Annotated in this window: 14 protein-coding genes; 3 read left to right on the forward strand and 11 right to left on the reverse strand. The window is 67.0% G+C overall.

Annotation, left to right across the window (positions count from 1 at the left end; translation table 11 throughout):
• Position 1: 1 nt before the first annotated feature.
• Positions 2-1,192 (reverse strand): patatin-like phospholipase family protein, encoded by a 1,191-nt coding sequence (locus tag EDF58_RS09360; protein ID WP_132264759.1) that lies wholly within the window; start codon positions 1,190-1,192, stop codon positions 2-4.
• 105 nt (positions 1,193-1,297) lie between these two features.
• A complete protein-coding gene (locus tag EDF58_RS09365) occupies positions 1,298-4,048 on the reverse strand; it encodes a [protein-PII] uridylyltransferase (RefSeq protein ID WP_132264761.1) in 2,751 nt (916 codons plus the stop codon).
• Positions 4,049-4,280: 232 nt separating this feature from the next.
• Between EDF58_RS09365 and lgt the strand changes: the two genes are divergently transcribed.
• The 3 genes from lgt (at position 4,281) to EDF58_RS09380 (ending at position 6,921) form a co-directional block, all read left to right on the forward strand.
• Entirely contained in the window at positions 4,281-5,180 is a 900-nt protein-coding gene (lgt, locus tag EDF58_RS09370) for a prolipoprotein diacylglyceryl transferase (RefSeq protein WP_132264763.1), read from the forward strand.
• 10 nt (positions 5,181-5,190) lie between these two features.
• Positions 5,191-6,258, forward strand: coding sequence for an SAM-dependent methyltransferase (locus EDF58_RS09375; RefSeq protein WP_132264765.1), 1,068 nt, complete (start codon positions 5,191-5,193; stop codon positions 6,256-6,258).
• A 105-nt stretch (positions 6,259-6,363) separates the two neighbouring features.
• Entirely contained in the window at positions 6,364-6,921 is a 558-nt protein-coding gene (locus EDF58_RS09380) for a hypothetical protein (RefSeq protein ID WP_243654151.1), read from the forward strand.
• A gap of 64 nt (positions 6,922-6,985) precedes the next feature.
• Here EDF58_RS09380 and EDF58_RS09385 read toward each other — a convergent pair whose 3' ends face one another.
• The 9 genes from EDF58_RS09385 to EDF58_RS09430 all read right to left on the reverse strand — a co-directional run bounded on the left by EDF58_RS09385 (position 6,986) and on the right by EDF58_RS09430 (position 17,246).
• Positions 6,986-8,773, reverse strand: coding sequence for a bifunctional metallophosphatase/5'-nucleotidase (locus tag EDF58_RS09385; protein WP_132264767.1), 1,788 nt, complete (start codon positions 8,771-8,773; stop codon positions 6,986-6,988).
• Between the two features lie 62 nt (positions 8,774-8,835).
• The gene (locus tag EDF58_RS09390) at positions 8,836-9,246 is read right to left on the reverse strand and encodes a metallopeptidase family protein (protein WP_132264769.1); all 411 of its coding nucleotides are present in this window, start codon (positions 9,244-9,246) and stop codon (positions 8,836-8,838) included.
• Between the two features lie 7 nt (positions 9,247-9,253).
• Positions 9,254-11,197 (reverse strand): M1 family metallopeptidase, encoded by a 1,944-nt coding sequence (locus tag EDF58_RS09395; protein ID WP_132264771.1) that lies wholly within the window; start codon positions 11,195-11,197, stop codon positions 9,254-9,256.
• Positions 11,198-11,271: 74 nt separating this feature from the next.
• The gene (locus tag EDF58_RS09400) at positions 11,272-11,841 is read right to left on the reverse strand and encodes a fasciclin domain-containing protein (protein WP_132264773.1); all 570 of its coding nucleotides are present in this window, start codon (positions 11,839-11,841) and stop codon (positions 11,272-11,274) included.
• A 21-nt stretch (positions 11,842-11,862) separates the two neighbouring features.
• The gene (locus EDF58_RS09405; RefSeq protein WP_132264775.1) at positions 11,863-13,155 is read right to left on the reverse strand and encodes a hypothetical protein; all 1,293 of its coding nucleotides are present in this window, start codon (positions 13,153-13,155) and stop codon (positions 11,863-11,865) included.
• A 301-nt stretch (positions 13,156-13,456) separates the two neighbouring features.
• On the reverse strand, positions 13,457-14,866 hold the full coding sequence (gene glnA, locus EDF58_RS09410) for a type I glutamate--ammonia ligase (RefSeq protein WP_132264777.1): 1,410 nt from the start codon (positions 14,864-14,866) through the stop codon (positions 13,457-13,459).
• Positions 14,867-15,114: 248 nt separating this feature from the next.
• Positions 15,115-15,453, reverse strand: a complete 339-nt coding sequence (locus tag EDF58_RS09415; RefSeq protein WP_008832116.1) for a P-II family nitrogen regulator — start codon at positions 15,451-15,453, stop codon at positions 15,115-15,117.
• Between the two features lie 570 nt (positions 15,454-16,023).
• Positions 16,024-16,947: an N-acetyl-gamma-glutamyl-phosphate reductase gene (gene argC, locus EDF58_RS09425; RefSeq protein WP_132264781.1), complete on the reverse strand. Its 924-nt coding sequence runs from the start codon at positions 16,945-16,947 to the stop codon at positions 16,024-16,026.
• Positions 16,947-17,246 (reverse strand): SH3 domain-containing protein, encoded by a 300-nt coding sequence (locus EDF58_RS09430; protein WP_132264783.1) that lies wholly within the window; start codon positions 17,244-17,246, stop codon positions 16,947-16,949. The genes argC and EDF58_RS09430 overlap by 1 nt, the downstream gene beginning before the upstream one ends.
• Positions 17,247-17,353 lie beyond the last annotated feature (107 nt).

Here is a 17,353-nt window from a genome sequence, read left to right on the forward strand (position 1 = left end):
CCTACTCCTCGTTGTTCGATCCCTGGGGGTGCCTGGGCCGGCGCTTGCCTGCGAGGTCGAACGTCATGATTTCGTCGGGCTTGAGGCGGCGTCCGGTCCAGCGGCCGTCACGCAGGGAAAAATGCGCGTCCGCCTTGCCGGCTTCCCAGTGCTCGGTCACCGTCATGCGCGAGAACTCGTAGTCCTTCGACATGGTTTCATAGCCGCGCGGGCGGTTGATGAGGTGGAGGACCGCCACCGCGCCGGCGGGGCGGCAGCCCAGCAACTGGCGCAAGTCCGGGTCGTCCTGCAGTTCGGGCGGCAGCTTGTGGCAAAGCCGCTGAGCGGCAGCGCGCATGTCCTGGAGGCGCTTGGACAAGTCCGTGTTCAGGCGCGTGCGGCTGGAGAAGCGGATGTCCTTCTCGCGCTGGGCGATGTCGGCCATGGTCTTGGGCACCGCCCCGCGCGAGGGGAAGAGGTCGACCTGGAACACCGTCATTTCGCAAGGGCTGCGATTGTCGAGCACGTATTGCAGCGGCGTGTTGGAGACGAGGCCGCCGTCCCAGTACCACTCGCCGTCGATCTCCACCGGGGGGAAGCCGGGAGGCAGGGCGCCGCTGGCCATGATATGCTCGGGGCCAATCTTGCGGTCGCTGGCGCCGGATCCCCTGGCATTGTCGAAATAGGCGAAGTTGCCCGTCATCATGTTCACGGCGCCGACCGAGAAGCGGGTCTCGCCGTGGTTGATGCGGTCGAAATCGACGAGGTCGAGCAGGGTCTGCCGCAAGGGGGTGGTGTCGTAGAAGCTGAGACGGCCGATTTCGTCAGGCCATTCCGGCAGAGGCGTGGGAATGCGCGGCGTGAAGAAGCCGGGGACGCCGAACGTCGCGGCCCAGGCGGCCGCAGTCTCGTTGAAGGCGCGGCGGGCGAAGCCGTTGCCCACGTCCAGCCGGTAGAGCAGCTCGTGGCTTACCCCGTCCCAGAAGCTGCGCAGTTTGCCGACCCGCTCTTCGGGCGCGTTGCCGGCGATGATTGCCGCGTTGATCGCGCCGATCGAGATGCCGGCCACCCAATCCGGCGCGTGGCCCTCTGCGGCCAGCGCCTCGTAGACACCGGCCTGGTAGGCCCCGAGAGCGCCCCCGCCCTGCAGGACGAGCACCGACTGCGGGGCGTCGGAAGACGAAGACGAAACGGCAGCGCTTTCGGCATTCATGGGCAGGGTCCTGCGCATGGGGATGTTGCGATGCAACAAGTGGGACCGTTGGGCCGGGCTTTCAATAGTTTATTCGGGGAGGATCTGGTGAGCGCCGCAACCTCGTCACGCCGCCACTTCGCTCAGGCTCCCTTCGCTCGCCGCTTCGAGCAGGCGGCGCTCCAGGGCCTTGATCCGGCTGGATGACGTCAGTTTCTCGCCGAGCAGATCGGTGACGTAGAAGGTATCCGCCGCGCGCTCGCCATACGTGGCGATGTGTGCGGAGTGGACCATGAGCTTCGATTCGAACAGCGCATGGGCCAGCCGGTTGAGCAGCGCCGGACGGTCGCGGGCGTTCACTTCCACCACGGTGAGGCGGTTGGAGGCCTTGTTGTCCACCAGCACGCGCGGGCGCACGTCGAAGGCATCGGCGCGGGGCCGCGCATCGGGACGGGCCACGAGTTGCGGCAGGATCTTGATGCGGTTGGCCAGCGCGTTCTCGATCGAGGAGCGCAGGCGGGCGAGCTGGGTCTCTTCCATGAAGGGCCGGCTGAGCGGGTCCTGCACCAGGAAGTTGTCCACCGCGCGGCCGGTGCGCGTCGTGTGGATGCGGGCATCGATGATGTTGCCGCCGGCCAGGTGGATGCCGCCGGCGATGCGGTAGAACAGGCCGGGATGGTCCGAGGCGATGACGGTGACGAGCGTCGCGCCGCGCGCCGGATAGTACTCGGTCGCGATCGAAAGCGGCTCTTCCTGCGAGGCGTGGAACTGCGCCAGGTTCTTGATGATGACGTCTTCGGGTTCGGCGATCCAGTAGGCGTCGGCGAACTGGGTGCCGAGTTCGTCGACCAGCGCGGCATTCTCGGCGGCGCTGTCGGCGACGATGGCCTTCTTGGCGGCCACGCGCTTTTCGCGGCCGAACTCGACGTGGCCAAGGCGCAGGCGTTCCTCGGTGGCACCGTAGAGTTCGCCGATGAGCTGGCGCTTCCATGAATTCCAGGTGCCGGGCCCCACCGCGCGAATGTCGACGATGGTGAGGAGCGTCAGCTGGCGCAGGCGGTCCACCGATTGCACGAGTTCGACGAAATCGGTGATCGTCTTGGCGTCGGACAAGTCGCGCTTGAAGGCGGTGGCGGACAGGATGAGGTGGTGCAGCACCAGCCAGGACACCAGTTCGGTCTCCTCCTCGTCCAGCCCGAAGCGCGGGCAGAGCTTCAGCGCGATCTCGGCGCCGATCTCGGAGTGGTCGCCCCCGCGGCCCTTGGCGATGTCATGCAGCAGCACCGAGGCATAGAGCGCGCGGCGCGAGCGGACCTTGTGGATGATCTCGTGGCTGAGCGGATGGTCCTGCTTCAGCTCGCCCTTCTCGATGCGGGCGAGCAGCCCGATGGCGCGGATGGTGTGTTCGTCCACCGTGTAGTGGTGGTACATGTCGAACTGCATCTGCGCGTTCACGCGGCCGAATTCGGTGACGAAACGGCCGAAGACGCCCGCCTCGTTGAACGAGCGCAGCGCCACTTCGGGATTGTTGCGGCTGGTGAGCAGTTCCATGAACAGCTCGTTGGCGCGCGGGTCGCGGCGCACGTCCTCGCGAATGAGGGCGGCATCGCGCGATACCAGGCGCATGGTCTCGGGATGGATCTCCAGGCCTTCGCGGTCGGCGATGACGAAGATCTCGATCAGGCGCACGGGATCGGCCTCGAACCAGGTCTCGCCCGGCGCCATGATGCGGCCGCCGAAGACCTTGTAGCCCTTCAGCGTGCGCGGACGGGCGCGGAAGCCCGCCAGCAGCCCGCGCGGCTGGCGCTTGGCGAACTGGTCGTCGAGCTGGGCCAGGAACACGCCGGTGAGGGTGCCGACCATCTTCGCCTGGAGGAAGAACATCTGCATGAACCGCTCGACCGCGCTCTTTCCGGGGCGGTCGGAATAGTTCATCCGCGCCGCGACCTCGCGCTGAAGGTCGAAAGTCAGGCGGTCCTCGGCGCGGCGGGTGATCGTGTGGAGGTGGCAGCGCACCGCCCAGAAGAAGTTCTCGGCCCGGCGGAAGGCGCGGTATTCCTTGTGAGTGAGCAGGCCCACGTCCACCAGTTCGCTGGGGTCGCGCACTTTGTGGATATATTTGCCGATCCAGTAGAGCGTGTGCAGATCGCGCAGGCCCCCCTTGCCCTCCTTCACATTGGGTTCGACCACGTAGCGGCTGTCGCCCATGCGCTTGTGGCGTTCCTCGCGCTCGGCCAGCTTCTCGACCACGAACTGGCGCTCGGTCCCGGCGACGACATCCTTCCAGAACCGCGCGCGGACTTCCTCGTAGAGGTCCTGGTCGCCCCAGACATAGCGGCCTTCCAGCATGGCGGTGCGAATGGTGAGATCCGAGCGGCTCATGCGGACCATGTCGTCCACCGAGCGGCTGGAATGGCCGATCTTGAGCCCCAGGTCCCAGAGGAAATAGAGCATCGCCTCGATCACCTGCTCGCACCAGGCGGTCTGCTTGATCGGGGTGAGGAAGGCGAGATCGACGTCGGAATGGGGCGCCATCTCGCCGCGTCCATAGCCGCCCACGGCGATGATCGACAAGCGCTCGCCCTTGGAGCGGTTCATCGCCGGATAGACGTGCGTGGAGACGTGATCGTGGATCACCCGCAGCAGCTGGTCGACCAGATAGGCCTGCGCTTCGGCCACCTCGTGCCCGGCGGAGGGCTTTTCCACGAGGCGGCGGGCGATTTCGGCCCGGCCCTGCTCCAGCGCCTCGCGCAGGAGTTCGACCACCTGCTTGCGGCCCTTGGCGGCCCCCGGACCGGCAACGACGGCTTCGATGGCCTCGACCAGCGCGCGGCGGTCGATCACGGAACGGGGCGAGGGAATGCGGATTACGCTCATGTCGGGCGATATCTAGACATTCAAAGGCTTGGGGGGAACAGCGACGTGTCGCATCCAGCAGATTTTGCGGCGTCCTGGGGGCGGCGACGCAAAATCCGGCCTACCATCGCCCCGCAGCCTATGCCAGAAGGCGCACAGCACGGGCGCCCAGCACCGCTGCACAAGCACGGGCGCCCAGCACCGCCGAGGCCGTCCGGCCCGGCGACCTTACGAGATTTACGAGGTCGAGCACTTGTCCCTGACAGCACTTGCCGCAGCCGCCGCCGCCGAAGTTCACCAGCCGATCTACTGGGTCAACCTGGGCCTCAAGAACTACCTGTTCCGGATCGGCAGCTTCGAGCTGCGCTGGTATTCGCTGGCCTATCTGGCGGGCATCATGCTCGGCTACTGGCACCTTTCGCGCATGATCAAGGCGCCCGGCGCGCCGCTGGCGCAGCGCCATGCCGACGACCTGTTCTTCTATTGCACGATCGGCATCATCCTGGGCGGCCGCCTGGGCTATGCGACGTTCTACACCGGCGGCGACACCGGCATTCCCAGCCTCTGGTCGGATCCGGGCGCGCTCCTGTCGCTGTGGCACGGCGGCATGAGCTTCCACGGCGGCCTGATCGGCGTGCTGCTGGCGATGGCCTGGGTATCCTGGCGCGGCAAGCTCGATTTCCTGCGAGTGGCGGACTATATCGCGGTCTGCGTGCCGTTCGGCATGATGTTCGGCCGCCTTGCCAACTTCGTGAACGGCGAACTCTGGGGCCGCGTGGTCACTAACCCGAACCTGCCCTGGGCCATGGTCTTCCCCGATGCCGGCCCGCTGCCGCGCCATCCCAGCCAGCTCTATGAAGCCGGCCTGGAAGGCCTGGCGATGATCGTCATCATGCTCACCCTGTTCTGGAAGACGCGGGCACGGTTCCGTCCGGGCCTGCTGGTCGGCGTGTTCACCACCGGCATCGCCTGCGCGCGCTTCACCGTGGAGTTCTTCCGCGAGCCCGACGCCCAGCTTCAGGACTTCGCCGCGCGCACCGGCCTGTCGATGGGCCAGTGGCTGACGATCCCGCTGATCCTGCTCGGCCTGCTGCTGGTCGCCCGCGCCCTGGCGAAGCCGGCGCTGGCCACCGTCCGTCCGGTCACCGCCTGATCCCGGCGCGATGACCGCAGACGATACCGGGGCGAGCGCCGAACCGCTCACGGCCATTTTCCGGCGCCTGATCGGGACTTACGGGCCGCTCTCCCTGCTGCACTACATGGGCGAATCGAACGCCCGGTACTATGCCGACAAGGACCCGCTCGGCACGGCGGGGGACTTCATCACGGCCCCCGAAATCAGCCAGATGTTCGGCGAACTCGTCGGACTCTGGCTGGCCGACGTCTGGATGCGCGCGGGCAGCCCCGTGCCGGTCCATTATGTCGAGCTGGGTCCGGGCCGCGGCACCCTGGCGCGCGACGCGCTGCGCACGATGAAACGCGTGGGCCTCGATCCGCAGGTGCATTTCGTCGAAAGCTCCCGCGCGCTCAAGGCGCTCCAGGCCCAGGCCGTGCCGCAGGCGCAATGGCACGACGACCTCGGCACCGTTCCCACCGACGTGCCGCTGCTGGTGGTCGGCAACGAATTCCTCGATGCCCTTCCGGTTCGCCAGCTGGTCAGGACGGCCAAGGGCTGGCGCGAACGCATGGTCGACTGGGCCGAGGACCGCTTCCGCCCGGTCGCGGGGGAAAAGCCGATGGACGCCGCGGTTCCGGGCGTGCTGGCCGATGCCGAAGAAGGCACGCTGCTGGAGACATGCCCCGGGGCCGCTGCAGTCATGCAGGAGCTTTCCGGGCGGCTTGCGAGCCAGGGCGGCGCAGCGCTGCTGATCGATTATGGCTATGCCGAGCCGCAGACCGGCTCGACGCTTCAGGCGCTGCGGGCCCATGCCAAGGTCGATCCCTTCACGGCCCCGGGCGAGGCTGACCTTACCTGTCTGGTGGACTTCGCCGTCCTGGCCGAGATCGCGGTGAAAGAGGGCGCGACATGGCAGGGCACCGTGACGCAGGGCGCCTTCCTGCGCGCCTTGGGGATCGATCTGCGCGCCGCCAAGCTGGCCGCCGCGGCGCCGCATCATGCCGATACTATTCAAAGGGCGAAGGATCGGCTTATCAGCGATGAGCAGATGGGAAGCCTGTTCAAGGTCATGGGCGTAAGCGGGCCGCAATGGCCGCAAGGCGCCGGATTCTAGAACGCGGCAGTGCTTCGCAGGTCCGGCGAAGGGGGACGCCGGGCCGATGACGGCCGGGCCCGTCGCGGAGTAAGATCGGAACAGGGGTTCAACAGGGAAACGGTCATGGCAGTGCAGGGGGCAGACATGGGCGAGGCGGCGATTGCGGGGGCAGGGCCTAAGCCTCCCAGAGGCCTGACGCCGCAGGACTTGCGCGGGCCGGACAGGCTGGAACGCGTGCTGGGCCTGCTGGCGCTGGTCATGCTGGGCTTCATCTTCGCTGCTCTGCTGCGCGGCCGGGACGAATGGGCGCGCGTGCCCTCGGTGGTCTGGGTCCATCTGGCCACCATCCTCGTCGCGCTGGTGCTGACGCCGGTGCTGCTGTGGCGCCGCCGGGGAGACGCACGGCACCGCGTCTACGGCTATGTCTGGAGCGGGGCGATGATGCTGACGGCGCTGGACAGCCTTTTCGTGCATTCGGGCGGGCCGGGGCGGTTCAGCCTGATCCACGTCCTTTCCGTGTTCGTGCTGGTCATGGTGCCGGTGCTCGTGCTGGCAGCAAGGCGGCACAACGGCGTCCGTCACCGCCGGACCGTTCGCGGCCTCATCATCGGCGCCCTGCTGATCGCGGGCTTCTTCACTTTCCCGTTCAACCGCCTGCTCGGCCACTGGCTGTTCGGCTGAGAAACGAAAAAGGGAGCAGGCATGGCCCGCTCCCTCTCGTTTTCCTGGACCCGGCCTCTGCCTCTCAGCGGGCTTCCGGCGTCCGGTCGTCCTCCGGCACCTTGCGCAGCGGCACGGCCGAGAGCCAGTCCTCCAGCGCTTCCAGGTCGATGGCCCCGCGCGTGCGCTCCGTGCCCTGGGCGAAGCCGCTGAAGCCGTCGCCGCCTTCGGCCAGGAAGTTCACCACGCTGACGCGGTAGCTCTTCGCCGGGTCGAGCGGCTTGCCGTCCAGAGTGATGCCGGTGATCCGCGCACCGGAGGGGCGGCGCATGTCGAAGGCCACGCGCATGCCCTGGCTGGGTGCCAGGATCTGCTTGTCGCCGCTATCGTCCAGCCCCTGCTCCAGGGTCGCGCGGATCTGCGCGCCGGTCAGCGACATCGTGACGATCTCGTTGTTGAACGGCTCCACCGCGTAGATCTGGCCGAACGTCACGGTGCCGTCGGCGGCGGGGATCAGCGAGGTGCGGATGCCGAAGGGATTGAGGAAGGCGATCTGCGCGCCGGCCTTGCGGGTGGCGGCAAGCTGCGAATCCGCGATCAGGTTGCCCAGCGCGCCGCCCTTGCCGACGCCGTTTTCCTCTTCCTTGGCGAGCGGGCCGGAAAGGCGGCCGACCGGACGCGCGACCAGATGCAGCGAAGCGTCCTTGTAGCGCTGGATATAAGCGGCCACGTCTTCCCGCGGCTGGAACCGGGGGAAGGCGTCGGAATTCGGGACTTCGCCCTTGGCCGACTTGTAGGCCGGCGACTGGACGATGAGATTGCTCGCCCGGCGGCCGAGCAGCTTGTGCGTCACCGGATCGAACCGCAGCGTGATGTCGGTCACCAGCTTGCCGTAGACGCCCGCGCTGGTCAGCAGGATCGGGCCGGTCCGGGTATTGGCGCCGTAGTCGCAGACATAGGCCCAATGCGTGTGGCCCGAGACGACCACGTCCACGCCGGGGTTCAGGCGATCGAGGATCGGCTGGATATCGCCGGTCATCTCGTTGCAGCCGTTGGGATCGGGCGTGCCCGCCGTGCGGCCGCCCTGGTGGATCAGCACGACCACGGCATCGGCGCCGGCAGCCTTGAGCTGGCCCGCCGCGCGGTTGATGGTATCCGCCTCGTCCGCGAACTTCAGCCCGGCCACCCGGTCGGGCGCGACGAGGGTGGGCACGGACTTGAGCGAGAGGCCGACGAAACCGACGGTGATCCGGTCCTTGCCTTCTCCGAAAGTCTTCACGCCGGTGGCGGGGAACAGCGGAGACCCGTCTGGCAGAGTGGTGCTGGCGGCCAGGTACTTGTAATTGGCGCCCTTGAACGGCTCCAGCTGGCACGGCTGGAGGCGCGTGTTCTTCTCGCACCCGCCGTTCTGCAGGCGGCGCAGTTCCTGCCAGCCGCGGTCGAATTCGTGGTTGCCCACCGCGTTGAATTCCACGCCGACGCGGTTCATCACGCCGACGGCCGGCTCGTCGAGATAAAGCGAGGAGGCGAGCTGCGAGGCGCTGGTGAGGTCACCCGCGGCCACGACGACGTTGTTGGCGTGACGGGCCTTGAGCGAATCCACGGCAGAGGCCAGCCAGGCGCCGCCGCCTGCGGGCACCGAGACTTCGTTGCCGTGGCCGTCGGGCGCGTCGACCGACTGGTTCGGCGGTTCGAGCGCGCCGTGGAAATCGTTGATCGCGATCACGCCGACTTCGATCGGCCCGGCCTGGCCGGAGGAGGCTGCCGGAGAGGCGGGCTGGCGGGTTCCGGGCGTGGTGGCGCAACCGGCGAGCAGGGCGGCCATCAGCGAGGTGGTCAGCAGCGGAAGGCTGCGGGTGAAGGGGAGAGTCATGGCAGCGTCCTATCGGATCGTTTCATGACGGGGCAATGGCTTTTCCTCTCCCGCAGAGCAGATTACGCTTCATCCTCCAGCCCGTGCATGTCCTCGTCCGAAAGGCCGAAATGATGGCCGACTTCATGCACCACCACATGAGTGACGAGGTCTTCCAGCGTCACCCCCGTCTCGCACCATTCGGCCAGCAGCGGTTGCCGGTAGAGCGTGATGCGCGGGCGGAATTCTCCGGCGACCCAGACCGATTCCTCGTCGAGCGGGCGGCCGTGGTAAAGGCCGGTCAGTTCCCAGGCGTCCTCCAGCCCCACGGCATGGAGGGTCTCCTCGTCCGCGAATTCCTCGACGTGGACGGTGATGCCTTCGAGGTGCCGGGCGAAGGGCTCGGGAATGCGCGCGAAGGCGGCATGGGCAAGCGCCTCGAACACGGCGGGGCCGGGGGCATTGCCGAAACGGCCCGGGGTGGGAGAAGACATGGCGGGGTTACTCCTGTGCTGCCCCCGCCGCGACGATCCGCGCGATGCCTGCGGCGGTGGAGGGATGGTAGGTCGGCCGGGCTTCCTCGAAGAAGGCGCGCGCCTTCGGCTGGCCCCATTCGTCCTGCTTCATCAGGCCCTTGTAGAGCGGATAGACCAGCAACCCGCGCCCGATCTGCGAAAGGTAGCGGCGCAGGAAGGGGAGGGCAGGATCGTAGCGGTTGGCGATGGCCAGTTCGAACCAGGCCGACTGGATATAAGCATTTCCCGAAGCGGAAAGCCCCAGCGTCTTGTCCAGTTCGGCCAGGCGCGCAGGCGTCTGCCGGCGGTCGATGCCGTTGAGGAAACGCAGCCATTCCTGCGTGGTCCAGCCCTTCGTCTCGACGGCGCTGGCCGGTCCGCCGCCATTGAAGGCCGCCAGCCGCGCGTCGACTTTCGCCAGCGTCTCGCTCTGCACATGGACCGCGTTGTCGGGAAGGCCCGCACCATAGGACCAGCGGTCGAGCTGGAGCGAGAGTTCCAGCTCCGGCTGGCCTTTCAGCAGGCGTTCGCGCAAGTCGGCGAGGAAGCCCGCAGTGGTCTGGGGCTGGAAGGCGTGGCGGTCGAAATAGGAGGTGAGATAGGCATCCCACTTCGCGCGGCCCACGGTATGCTCGATCATGCGCAGGAAGTTCGAGCCCTTGGTATAGTCCACCTCGCCCGCGCCGGGATCGCCGTGAAGACGAGTGACGGCGCCGGTCTGGCCGCCACCGGCCGCGATTTCGCGGCTCATCACGTCCCAGTCGAGGTCGGCATACGTGGCGGCCTGCTCCTTGCCGTAGAGCGACTCCATGATCCGGTTCTCGAAGTAGGTGGTGAAGCCTTCGTTCAGCCAGGAGTCCGACCAGGTCGCATTGGTGACCAGGTTGCCCGACCAGGAATGCGCCAGTTCATGAGCGACGACGTCGGTGTTCGAACGGTCGCCAGTGACGATCGTGGGGGTCAGGAACGTGAGCATGGGATTTTCCATGCCGCCATAGGGGAAGGCCGGGGGCAGCAGCAGCATGTCGTAGCGGCCCCAGCGATACGGGCCGTAGAGCTTGCTGGCGGCGTCGATCATCTTCTCCACATCGACGAATTCCCTGGCCGCCTTGTCCAGCATCGGCGCCTCGGTCCAGACGCCGGAGCGGGGGCCGAGTGTCTTGAACTTCAGGTCGCCCACGGCGAAGGCGATGAGATAGGGCGGCACCGGCTTGTCCATGCGGAAGCGGAAGGCGCGCCGGCCGTCGGAGAGCAGTTCGCCCTTGTCGCCCGAGAGCTTTTCCGCGCTCATCACCGCCACGAGATCGCCGGGGACGCGCAAGGTGGCTTCCCAGGTCTGGCGGATGCCGGGGCTGTCCTGCGTCGGCACCCACGAGCGGTTGAGAATGGCCTGGCCCTGGCTGAACAGGAACGGCTTCTTCTTGCCGAAGGTCATTTCCGGCGGCAGCCATTGCAGCGCAGTCGCGCCCGGCATGGAGCGATAGGTTATACGGATCCGGCTGGCCCCGGCGAGTTCGACGGTCAGTGCCGAGCCGATGTCCGCATTGTCCGCGTCCTTGCGGCCGAGCGTCCACCGGAGCGGCTTGCCCGCCTCGTCGGTGATCGCGGAAATATCGAGATCCCGTGCATCGAGCACGATCCGGGTGGCGCCCGGCGCCGCCAGGATGTCCAGCACGGCGCTGCCGCCCAGCGTCTTCGTCGCGAAATCGACGTCCAGGTCCAGCGCGACATGGGTGACGCGGGCCACTTGCGGCTCGGCATGCGTCCACACGTCCTTCGCCTCGGGCGTGGTGAGGATCGGGGCGGGCGGCGTGCCGGCTCCCGTTACGGTCCCCGACGCCTTCATCGGCGCATCGGCATTCGTGACGGTCTGGGCGAAAGCGGGGGCGGCGGTTCCGGCGAGCAGCGCGGCGACAAGAAGAATACGCATGGCCGCGACTTATGGTCACGCCCATGGCACTGTGCAAGCGAACCTGTCGTGCAAAGGCGCAAAGGCCGAACCTGCTAGAGCTTCTTGAGAACCCCGGTCACGGGAATGGCGATGCTCGATCCCCCGGTCACGGGATCGCCGTCGAAGCTGGCCTGGGTGCCGTCTTCGGCTGAGACGTTGACGATGCCGCCGGCCTGCGTGAAGGTCAGAGTGCCGCCGCCCAGGGTGGAGATCAGGACTTTGCCGTCCTTGCTGGACTTGATGGCGGCGGAGATGTCCTGCGGGGTCATGTAGCCGGTGAGCATGTGGTCCTTGAGCAGCGCCGCCAGTGCGGCGTGATCGTCGGCCTCGGTCAGTTGCTTGCCGGGATCGCCCAGCTTTGCGAAGGCGTCGTCCTCCGGGGCGATCAGGGTGTAGCTGCCCTTTTCCTGGAACACGCCCTCGATGCCGGTTTCCTTGAGCGCTTCGGCCACGGTCTGGAGGCCGGCGGCATTGTCGAGCGCCTGCGGCAGGGTCTCGGACACGGCGGCAGCCGCATCGGCGGTGGCGCTGGCCTGTCCCTCCGGGCTGTTCCTGTCGGAGCAGGCGGCCAGCGAGAGGCCGGCGGCGGCCAGCAGCGTGAGTGCGAGATCGGTCTTGCGCATGAATTCCCCTCCTGACGCCGTTCAGGCGATCAGTTCGATGGCGGCCCGCACCAGGCGTGTGGCGGGTTCGAGTTGGTAGATGTAGCCGTCGCTATATCGATAGAGTGCGTCAGGACCGTCGCGGTACTGGTCGCGGTAGCGGCCGGGGACATTGTAGACGTCGTAGCCGCCCGGCATGGGCTGGCCGATCCGGATCGTCTCGCCCAGCAGCAGGGCCGCTATGCCGGTGATGGTGGGATCGGCAGCGGCCGCATCGCCCGCATTCACGCGGTAGATCGTGTTGTCGTAGTAGCGATAGGAGCCTTCGCCGCCGAGCCCGTAGTAGCGGGTGTAGTAGCCGGGCAGCGCGACAGGCCGGTAAGTGCCGGGCCATGCGCGGCCCACGGTCAGCGCGCCGCCGAGCAGCGGCGTGTAGCCGACCACGGCGCTGCTTCCGCCGGGGGCGCCGCCACTCGCTCCGCCCAGGCGCAGCAGGTAGCCTTCGCTGTAGCGATAGCGGGTGTCGTCATCGAAATCGCGGGAGAACCAGCGCGGGTCGTGCCAGGCCTTTTCCGGCGGGTGCGTGCGGGGTGGCAGGTTGCAGCCCTGGTACTTGCCGGAAATGACGGCCGGGCAACCCTCGATCGCCTGACTCCTGCCCGGGGCGGTCCAGCTCGCGTCCTGCCGGCCGGTGACCACCTTCACGCGGTCGTTGGTGGGGACGCGGAATTCGTGGCCGCGCCCGTCCCTGTAGCTTACCTGCCGGACATCACCGCGCGGTGCGGGCGGGGTCAGGCCGGGATCGACGCGGGTTTCATGCGGGCGACCCTCGGGCGAGTCGGCCGGCGGCGTGCTGCCGCGCTCCTTCGGTGGGACCTGAGGCCGATCGGCGCGCCGGGCTTCGGGATCCTGCTGGGCGGGACGGTTCCCCTCTGCAGGCCGATCACCTTGTGTGGGCGCACGGCGCTCCCGGTCGCCCCGGTCCTGCTCGCGGCGGGCCGCTTCCTGCTGGCGCTGCTCGCGCTGGGCGGTTTCGCGGTTCTGGGCTTCGGCATGCGGCGGGACGCGGTCGCCGCCCGTCTGACGCTCCGGCTGGGTGCGCCGTGCCTGTTCGGCATGCTGCTGCTCCGACCGCGGCTGGTCGCCCTGGGGACGGCTCTCGCCGGGCCGGTCCTGCGCCGCTTGCGCGCTTGCCATGTGGCCGCCTGCGATGCCGATCGCCACGGAGGCGAGCAGGGCGGTTACCCCGGTGACGATCTTGCCGGTGCTTGGCTTGCGCGTACTGGGCTTGCGGGCACTGGGCCTGCGCGTACTGGGCCTGCGAGTCCTAGGCATCGCTGCTTCTCCTTTGCGGGGGCAACGCGGCGGGATGATAGCTGTTCCTGTCACGATTGTCGCCAAGCGTCGCGGCGGAACGTCGCGCGGCAGGAGCGGGCTGTCCGCCCGGTTTCGCACTGAGCGCAAAGGTTCTTTTTCGTGCGGGGTGAGGCGCGGTCGGTCGAGGGAGCCGGTCTCCGCCTGCTGCGGATGCGCTCGGACGGCCAACGAAAAGGGCGCCCGGATTGCTCCGGGCGCCCCACTCGGCGAACTGATGCTCCTTCCCCCTTTCCGAAGAAACGGGAGGAAGGAAGCGCGATCAGGCGCTGTAGTACATGTCGAACTCGACGGCCGACGGCGTGGTTTCCCAACGCAGCACTTCCGGCCACTTCAGTTCGAGGTAGGATTCGATCTGGTCCACGGTGAACACGCCGCCTTCGAGAAGGAAGGCATGGTCGGCCTGGAGCGAGTCGAGTGCTTCACGCAGCGAACCGCAGACGGTCGGCACTTCGGCGAGTTCGGCCGGCGGCAGATCGTAGAGGTTCTTGTCCATGGCTTCGCCCGGGTGGATCTTGTTCTTGATCCCGTCGAGGCCGGCCATGAGCAGCGAGGCGTAGCAGAGGTAGGGGTTGGCCATCGCGTCGGGGAAGCGGAATTCCACGCGCTTTGCCTTGTCGCCCGCACCGTAGGGGATGCGGCACGAGGCCGAGCGGTTGCGGGCCGAGTAGGCCAGCAGAACCGGGGCTTCGTAGCCCGGCACCAGGCGCTTGTAGCTGTTGGTGGTCGGGTTGGTGAAGGCGTTCAGGGCCTTGGCGTGCTTGATGACGCCGCCGATGAAGTACAGGCACATATCGGAAAGACCGGCATAGCCGTTACCAGCGAACAGCGGATTGCCCTTGTCCCAGATCGAGATGTGGGTGTGCATGCCCGAGCCGTTGTCCTTCATGATCGGCTTCGGCATGAACGTGGCGGTCTTGCCATAGGCCTGCGCGACCATGTGGACGACGTACTTGTAGATCTGCATGCGGTCGGCGGTGGTGACCAGCGTGCCGAAGGTCAGGCCGAGTTCGTGCTGGGCAGCCGCCACTTCGTGGTGGTGCTTGTCGCAGGGCAGGCCCATTTCGAGCATGGTGGTGACCATCTCGCCGCGGATGTCGACGGCCGAGTCGACCGGAGCGACCGGGAAGTAGCCGCCCTTGGCGCGCGGACGGTGGGCCAGGTTGCCCGTGTCGTACGACTTGTCCGAGTTGCCCGGCAGTTCGATGTCGTCCAGCTTGAAGCCGTTGCCTTCGTAGCCGTCATAGAACTTCACGTCGTCGAACATGAAGAATTCGGCTTCCGGGCCGACATAGACGGTGTCGCCGAAACCGGCCGACTTGACGAAGGCCTCGGCGCGCTTCGCGGTCGAGCGCGGATCGCGGGCGTAGAGATCGCCGGTCGAGGGTTCCACGATGTCGCAGAACAGGATGAGCATCGGGGTGGCCGAGAACGGATCGACGTAGACGGCGTCGAGGTCGGGCTTGAGGATCATGTCCGACTCGTTGATGGCCTTCCAGCCTTCGATCGACGAACCGTCGAACATCAGGCCGTCTTCCAGCTCGTCCTCGCCGAGGATCGAAGCGACCATGGTGAGGTGCTGCCACTTGCCCTTGGGGTCGGTGAAACGCAGGTCAACCCACTCGATCTCTTCGTCCTTGATCCTCTTGAGGACGTCCTTTGCACTAGCCATTAGAGTAGTCTCCAGTGATGCTCTTCCGATCCCGAAAGAGGCTTTGGTGTTGCATTGTCCACGGGAAGACCCGGCCCCCGCCGGTTCGTCCCGATCCGGCCCGGAGGATCATTTCGATCCTGCCGAAGCCGGGCAATCGAATTCCGGCACACGCCGGCTTGGATGCGACAGGCGGCGGGAAAGCCCGCCCTTCTGGTCCTGCGCTCTCGAAAATCCATCGCGGGCGAAGCCTTTTCGCTTCCCGTGATTTACAGGGCGTCGTCGTCCCGCTCGCCGGTGCGGATGCGCACGGCGGTTTCGACCGGCACGACGAAGATCTTGCCGTCACCGATGCGTCCCGTTTGCGCGGCGTCGGCAATGGCTTCCACCACGCGTTCGGCCAATGCGTCGGGAACGACCACTTCGAGCTTCACCTTGGGCAGGAAGTCGACGACGTATTCGGCGCCGCGATAGAGTTCGGTATGGCCCTTCTGGCGGCCGAAGCCCTTGGCTTCCGTGACGGTGATGCCCGAAACGCCAACTTCGTGCAGTGCTTCCTTCACTTCGTCCAGCTTGAACGGCTTGATGATAGCTTCGATCTTTTTCACGCCTGTGTTGACCCCTGCATGGTCCCGGATCTTTTTCCGAAGACAATTCCGGTCCGGGAACCAGATGCCTCGCGCGCGATTCCCATCAAGAATCGTGCCAATGCGGATGGCCCTCTCGTAGGCCAACTGTGCAGCCGCGAAAAGACCGGAATCGTAGGTTTCGACATCCCAAATGCTCTGAGTCATGCGAGCGGCGCCAGGTTGGCGACATTATGTGTTCAAGTTTCGGGCACGCCCTGCCTCAAAATTGTGCACGGGTGCTGTGGGGGCGAGGGAAGGCTTGCTTCGAACCCGTCACCCCCGTGCTGGCCCATGCCTACCTGCTCTGCGAGTGCAGCACCCACCTTCGTCATTGCGAGCGCAGCGAAGCAATCCAGAGTCGCGCCGCGCCGCCCTGGATTGCTTCGCTGCGCTCGCAATGACGAAGAGGTGGGGAAAGCTGGAGGAACGAACGGGGGAAGGGGCACGGGAAGGGGCAGGCGAAAAGCGAGGCCTATAAGCTAACGCAAGAAGGCGCCGGAAACCGCTGGGGCTTCCGGCGCCTTCTTTGCGCGGTCGACGTATTGGGGTTTAGAGTCTCAGCCCGGCGGTCTCGGGGAGGCCCGCCATGAGGTTGAGGTTCTGCACCGCAGCGCCGCTCGCGCCCTTGCCGAGATTGTCGAGCATGGCGACGAGGCGCGCCTGGGAACCGTCGCTGGCACCCAGTACGCGCAGCGTCAGCGTGTCCACCGGCGCCATCGAGGCGCGCAGCAGCAGCTCGTCGGGCTGGTCGTCGATCACGGAGACGATCGTGCTGTCCGCATAGAAATCGGCCAGGGCGGCGCGAAGATCGGCCGGCGATCCGGCCTTGGGCATGGCGGACAAGTGCAGCGGCACTTCCACCAGCATGCCGCGGTGCGCGGGGACGACGGCCGGCGCGAAGATCGGTTCGATAGACAGGCCGACATGAGCGACCATCTCAGGCACATGCTTGTGGCCGAGCGCCAGGCCATAGGCGCGGAAGGCCACGTCGCGGTCTTCCTCGAAACGGGCGATCAGTGCCTTGCCGCCGCCGGAATAGCCCGAGACGGCGTGGCAGACGTAAGGCCAGTCGGCAGGCAGCAGCCCCGCCTTCACCAGCGGCGCGACGAGGCCGATGAAGCCGGTCGGGTAGCAGCCCGGATTGCTGACGAAGCGGGCGGCTGCAACCGCGTCGCGGCCGATCACTTCCGGGAAACCGTAGGTCCAGTCCGGCGCCACGCGGTGCGCCGAGGACGCATCGATCACGCGGGTGGTCTCATTGCGGATCATGCCCACGGCAGCTTTGGCGGCATCGTCGGGCAGGCAGAGGATCACGAAGTCAGCCGCGTTCAGCGCTTCGGCGCGGGCCGTGTCGTCCTTGCGGCGCGCTTCATCGAGGACGATCAGTTCGAACTCGGCGCGGCCGGCAAGCCGTTCGGCGATCTCGAGCCCGGTGGTTCCGGCGGCGCCGTCGATGAAGACCGTCTTCGTCATCAGCTATGTGCCTTCAATGCGTCGAGCGCGACATAGCCGACCTGGCCGTCTTCGCCCAGCTGGCCCCAAGCCCAGTTGCCCGCCATGTCGAGCACGTTGAACGTGTCGCCCGAGGGCAGGTCGCGAATCGCTTCGGCATCGGCGCGGCTCATCACCTGCAGCACGGCGCCGTCCAGCACCACGTGCGGCATCGGCACGGCATAGTGCGGCACGAAGTAGAGACCGGCCAGCTTGATGTGCGCCAGATCGCCGCGCACGGGAAGGCATCCGGGATCCGCGGTCACACTCGGTCCGGTCATGGCCAGCAGTCCATCGATCCGGGGAGGGCGGGTATAGGAATCCTCAGTGGCCAACGCGGGTGCTTCTCCAAATGCAAAGATGCGCGCGCTTAGCGGGGGCATGGCCA

Origin of the sequence: Novosphingobium sp. PhB57 (genome assembly GCF_004342985.1) — a bacterium.
In the GTDB taxonomy this organism is placed as follows: Bacteria; Pseudomonadota; Alphaproteobacteria; order Sphingomonadales; family Sphingomonadaceae; genus Novosphingobium.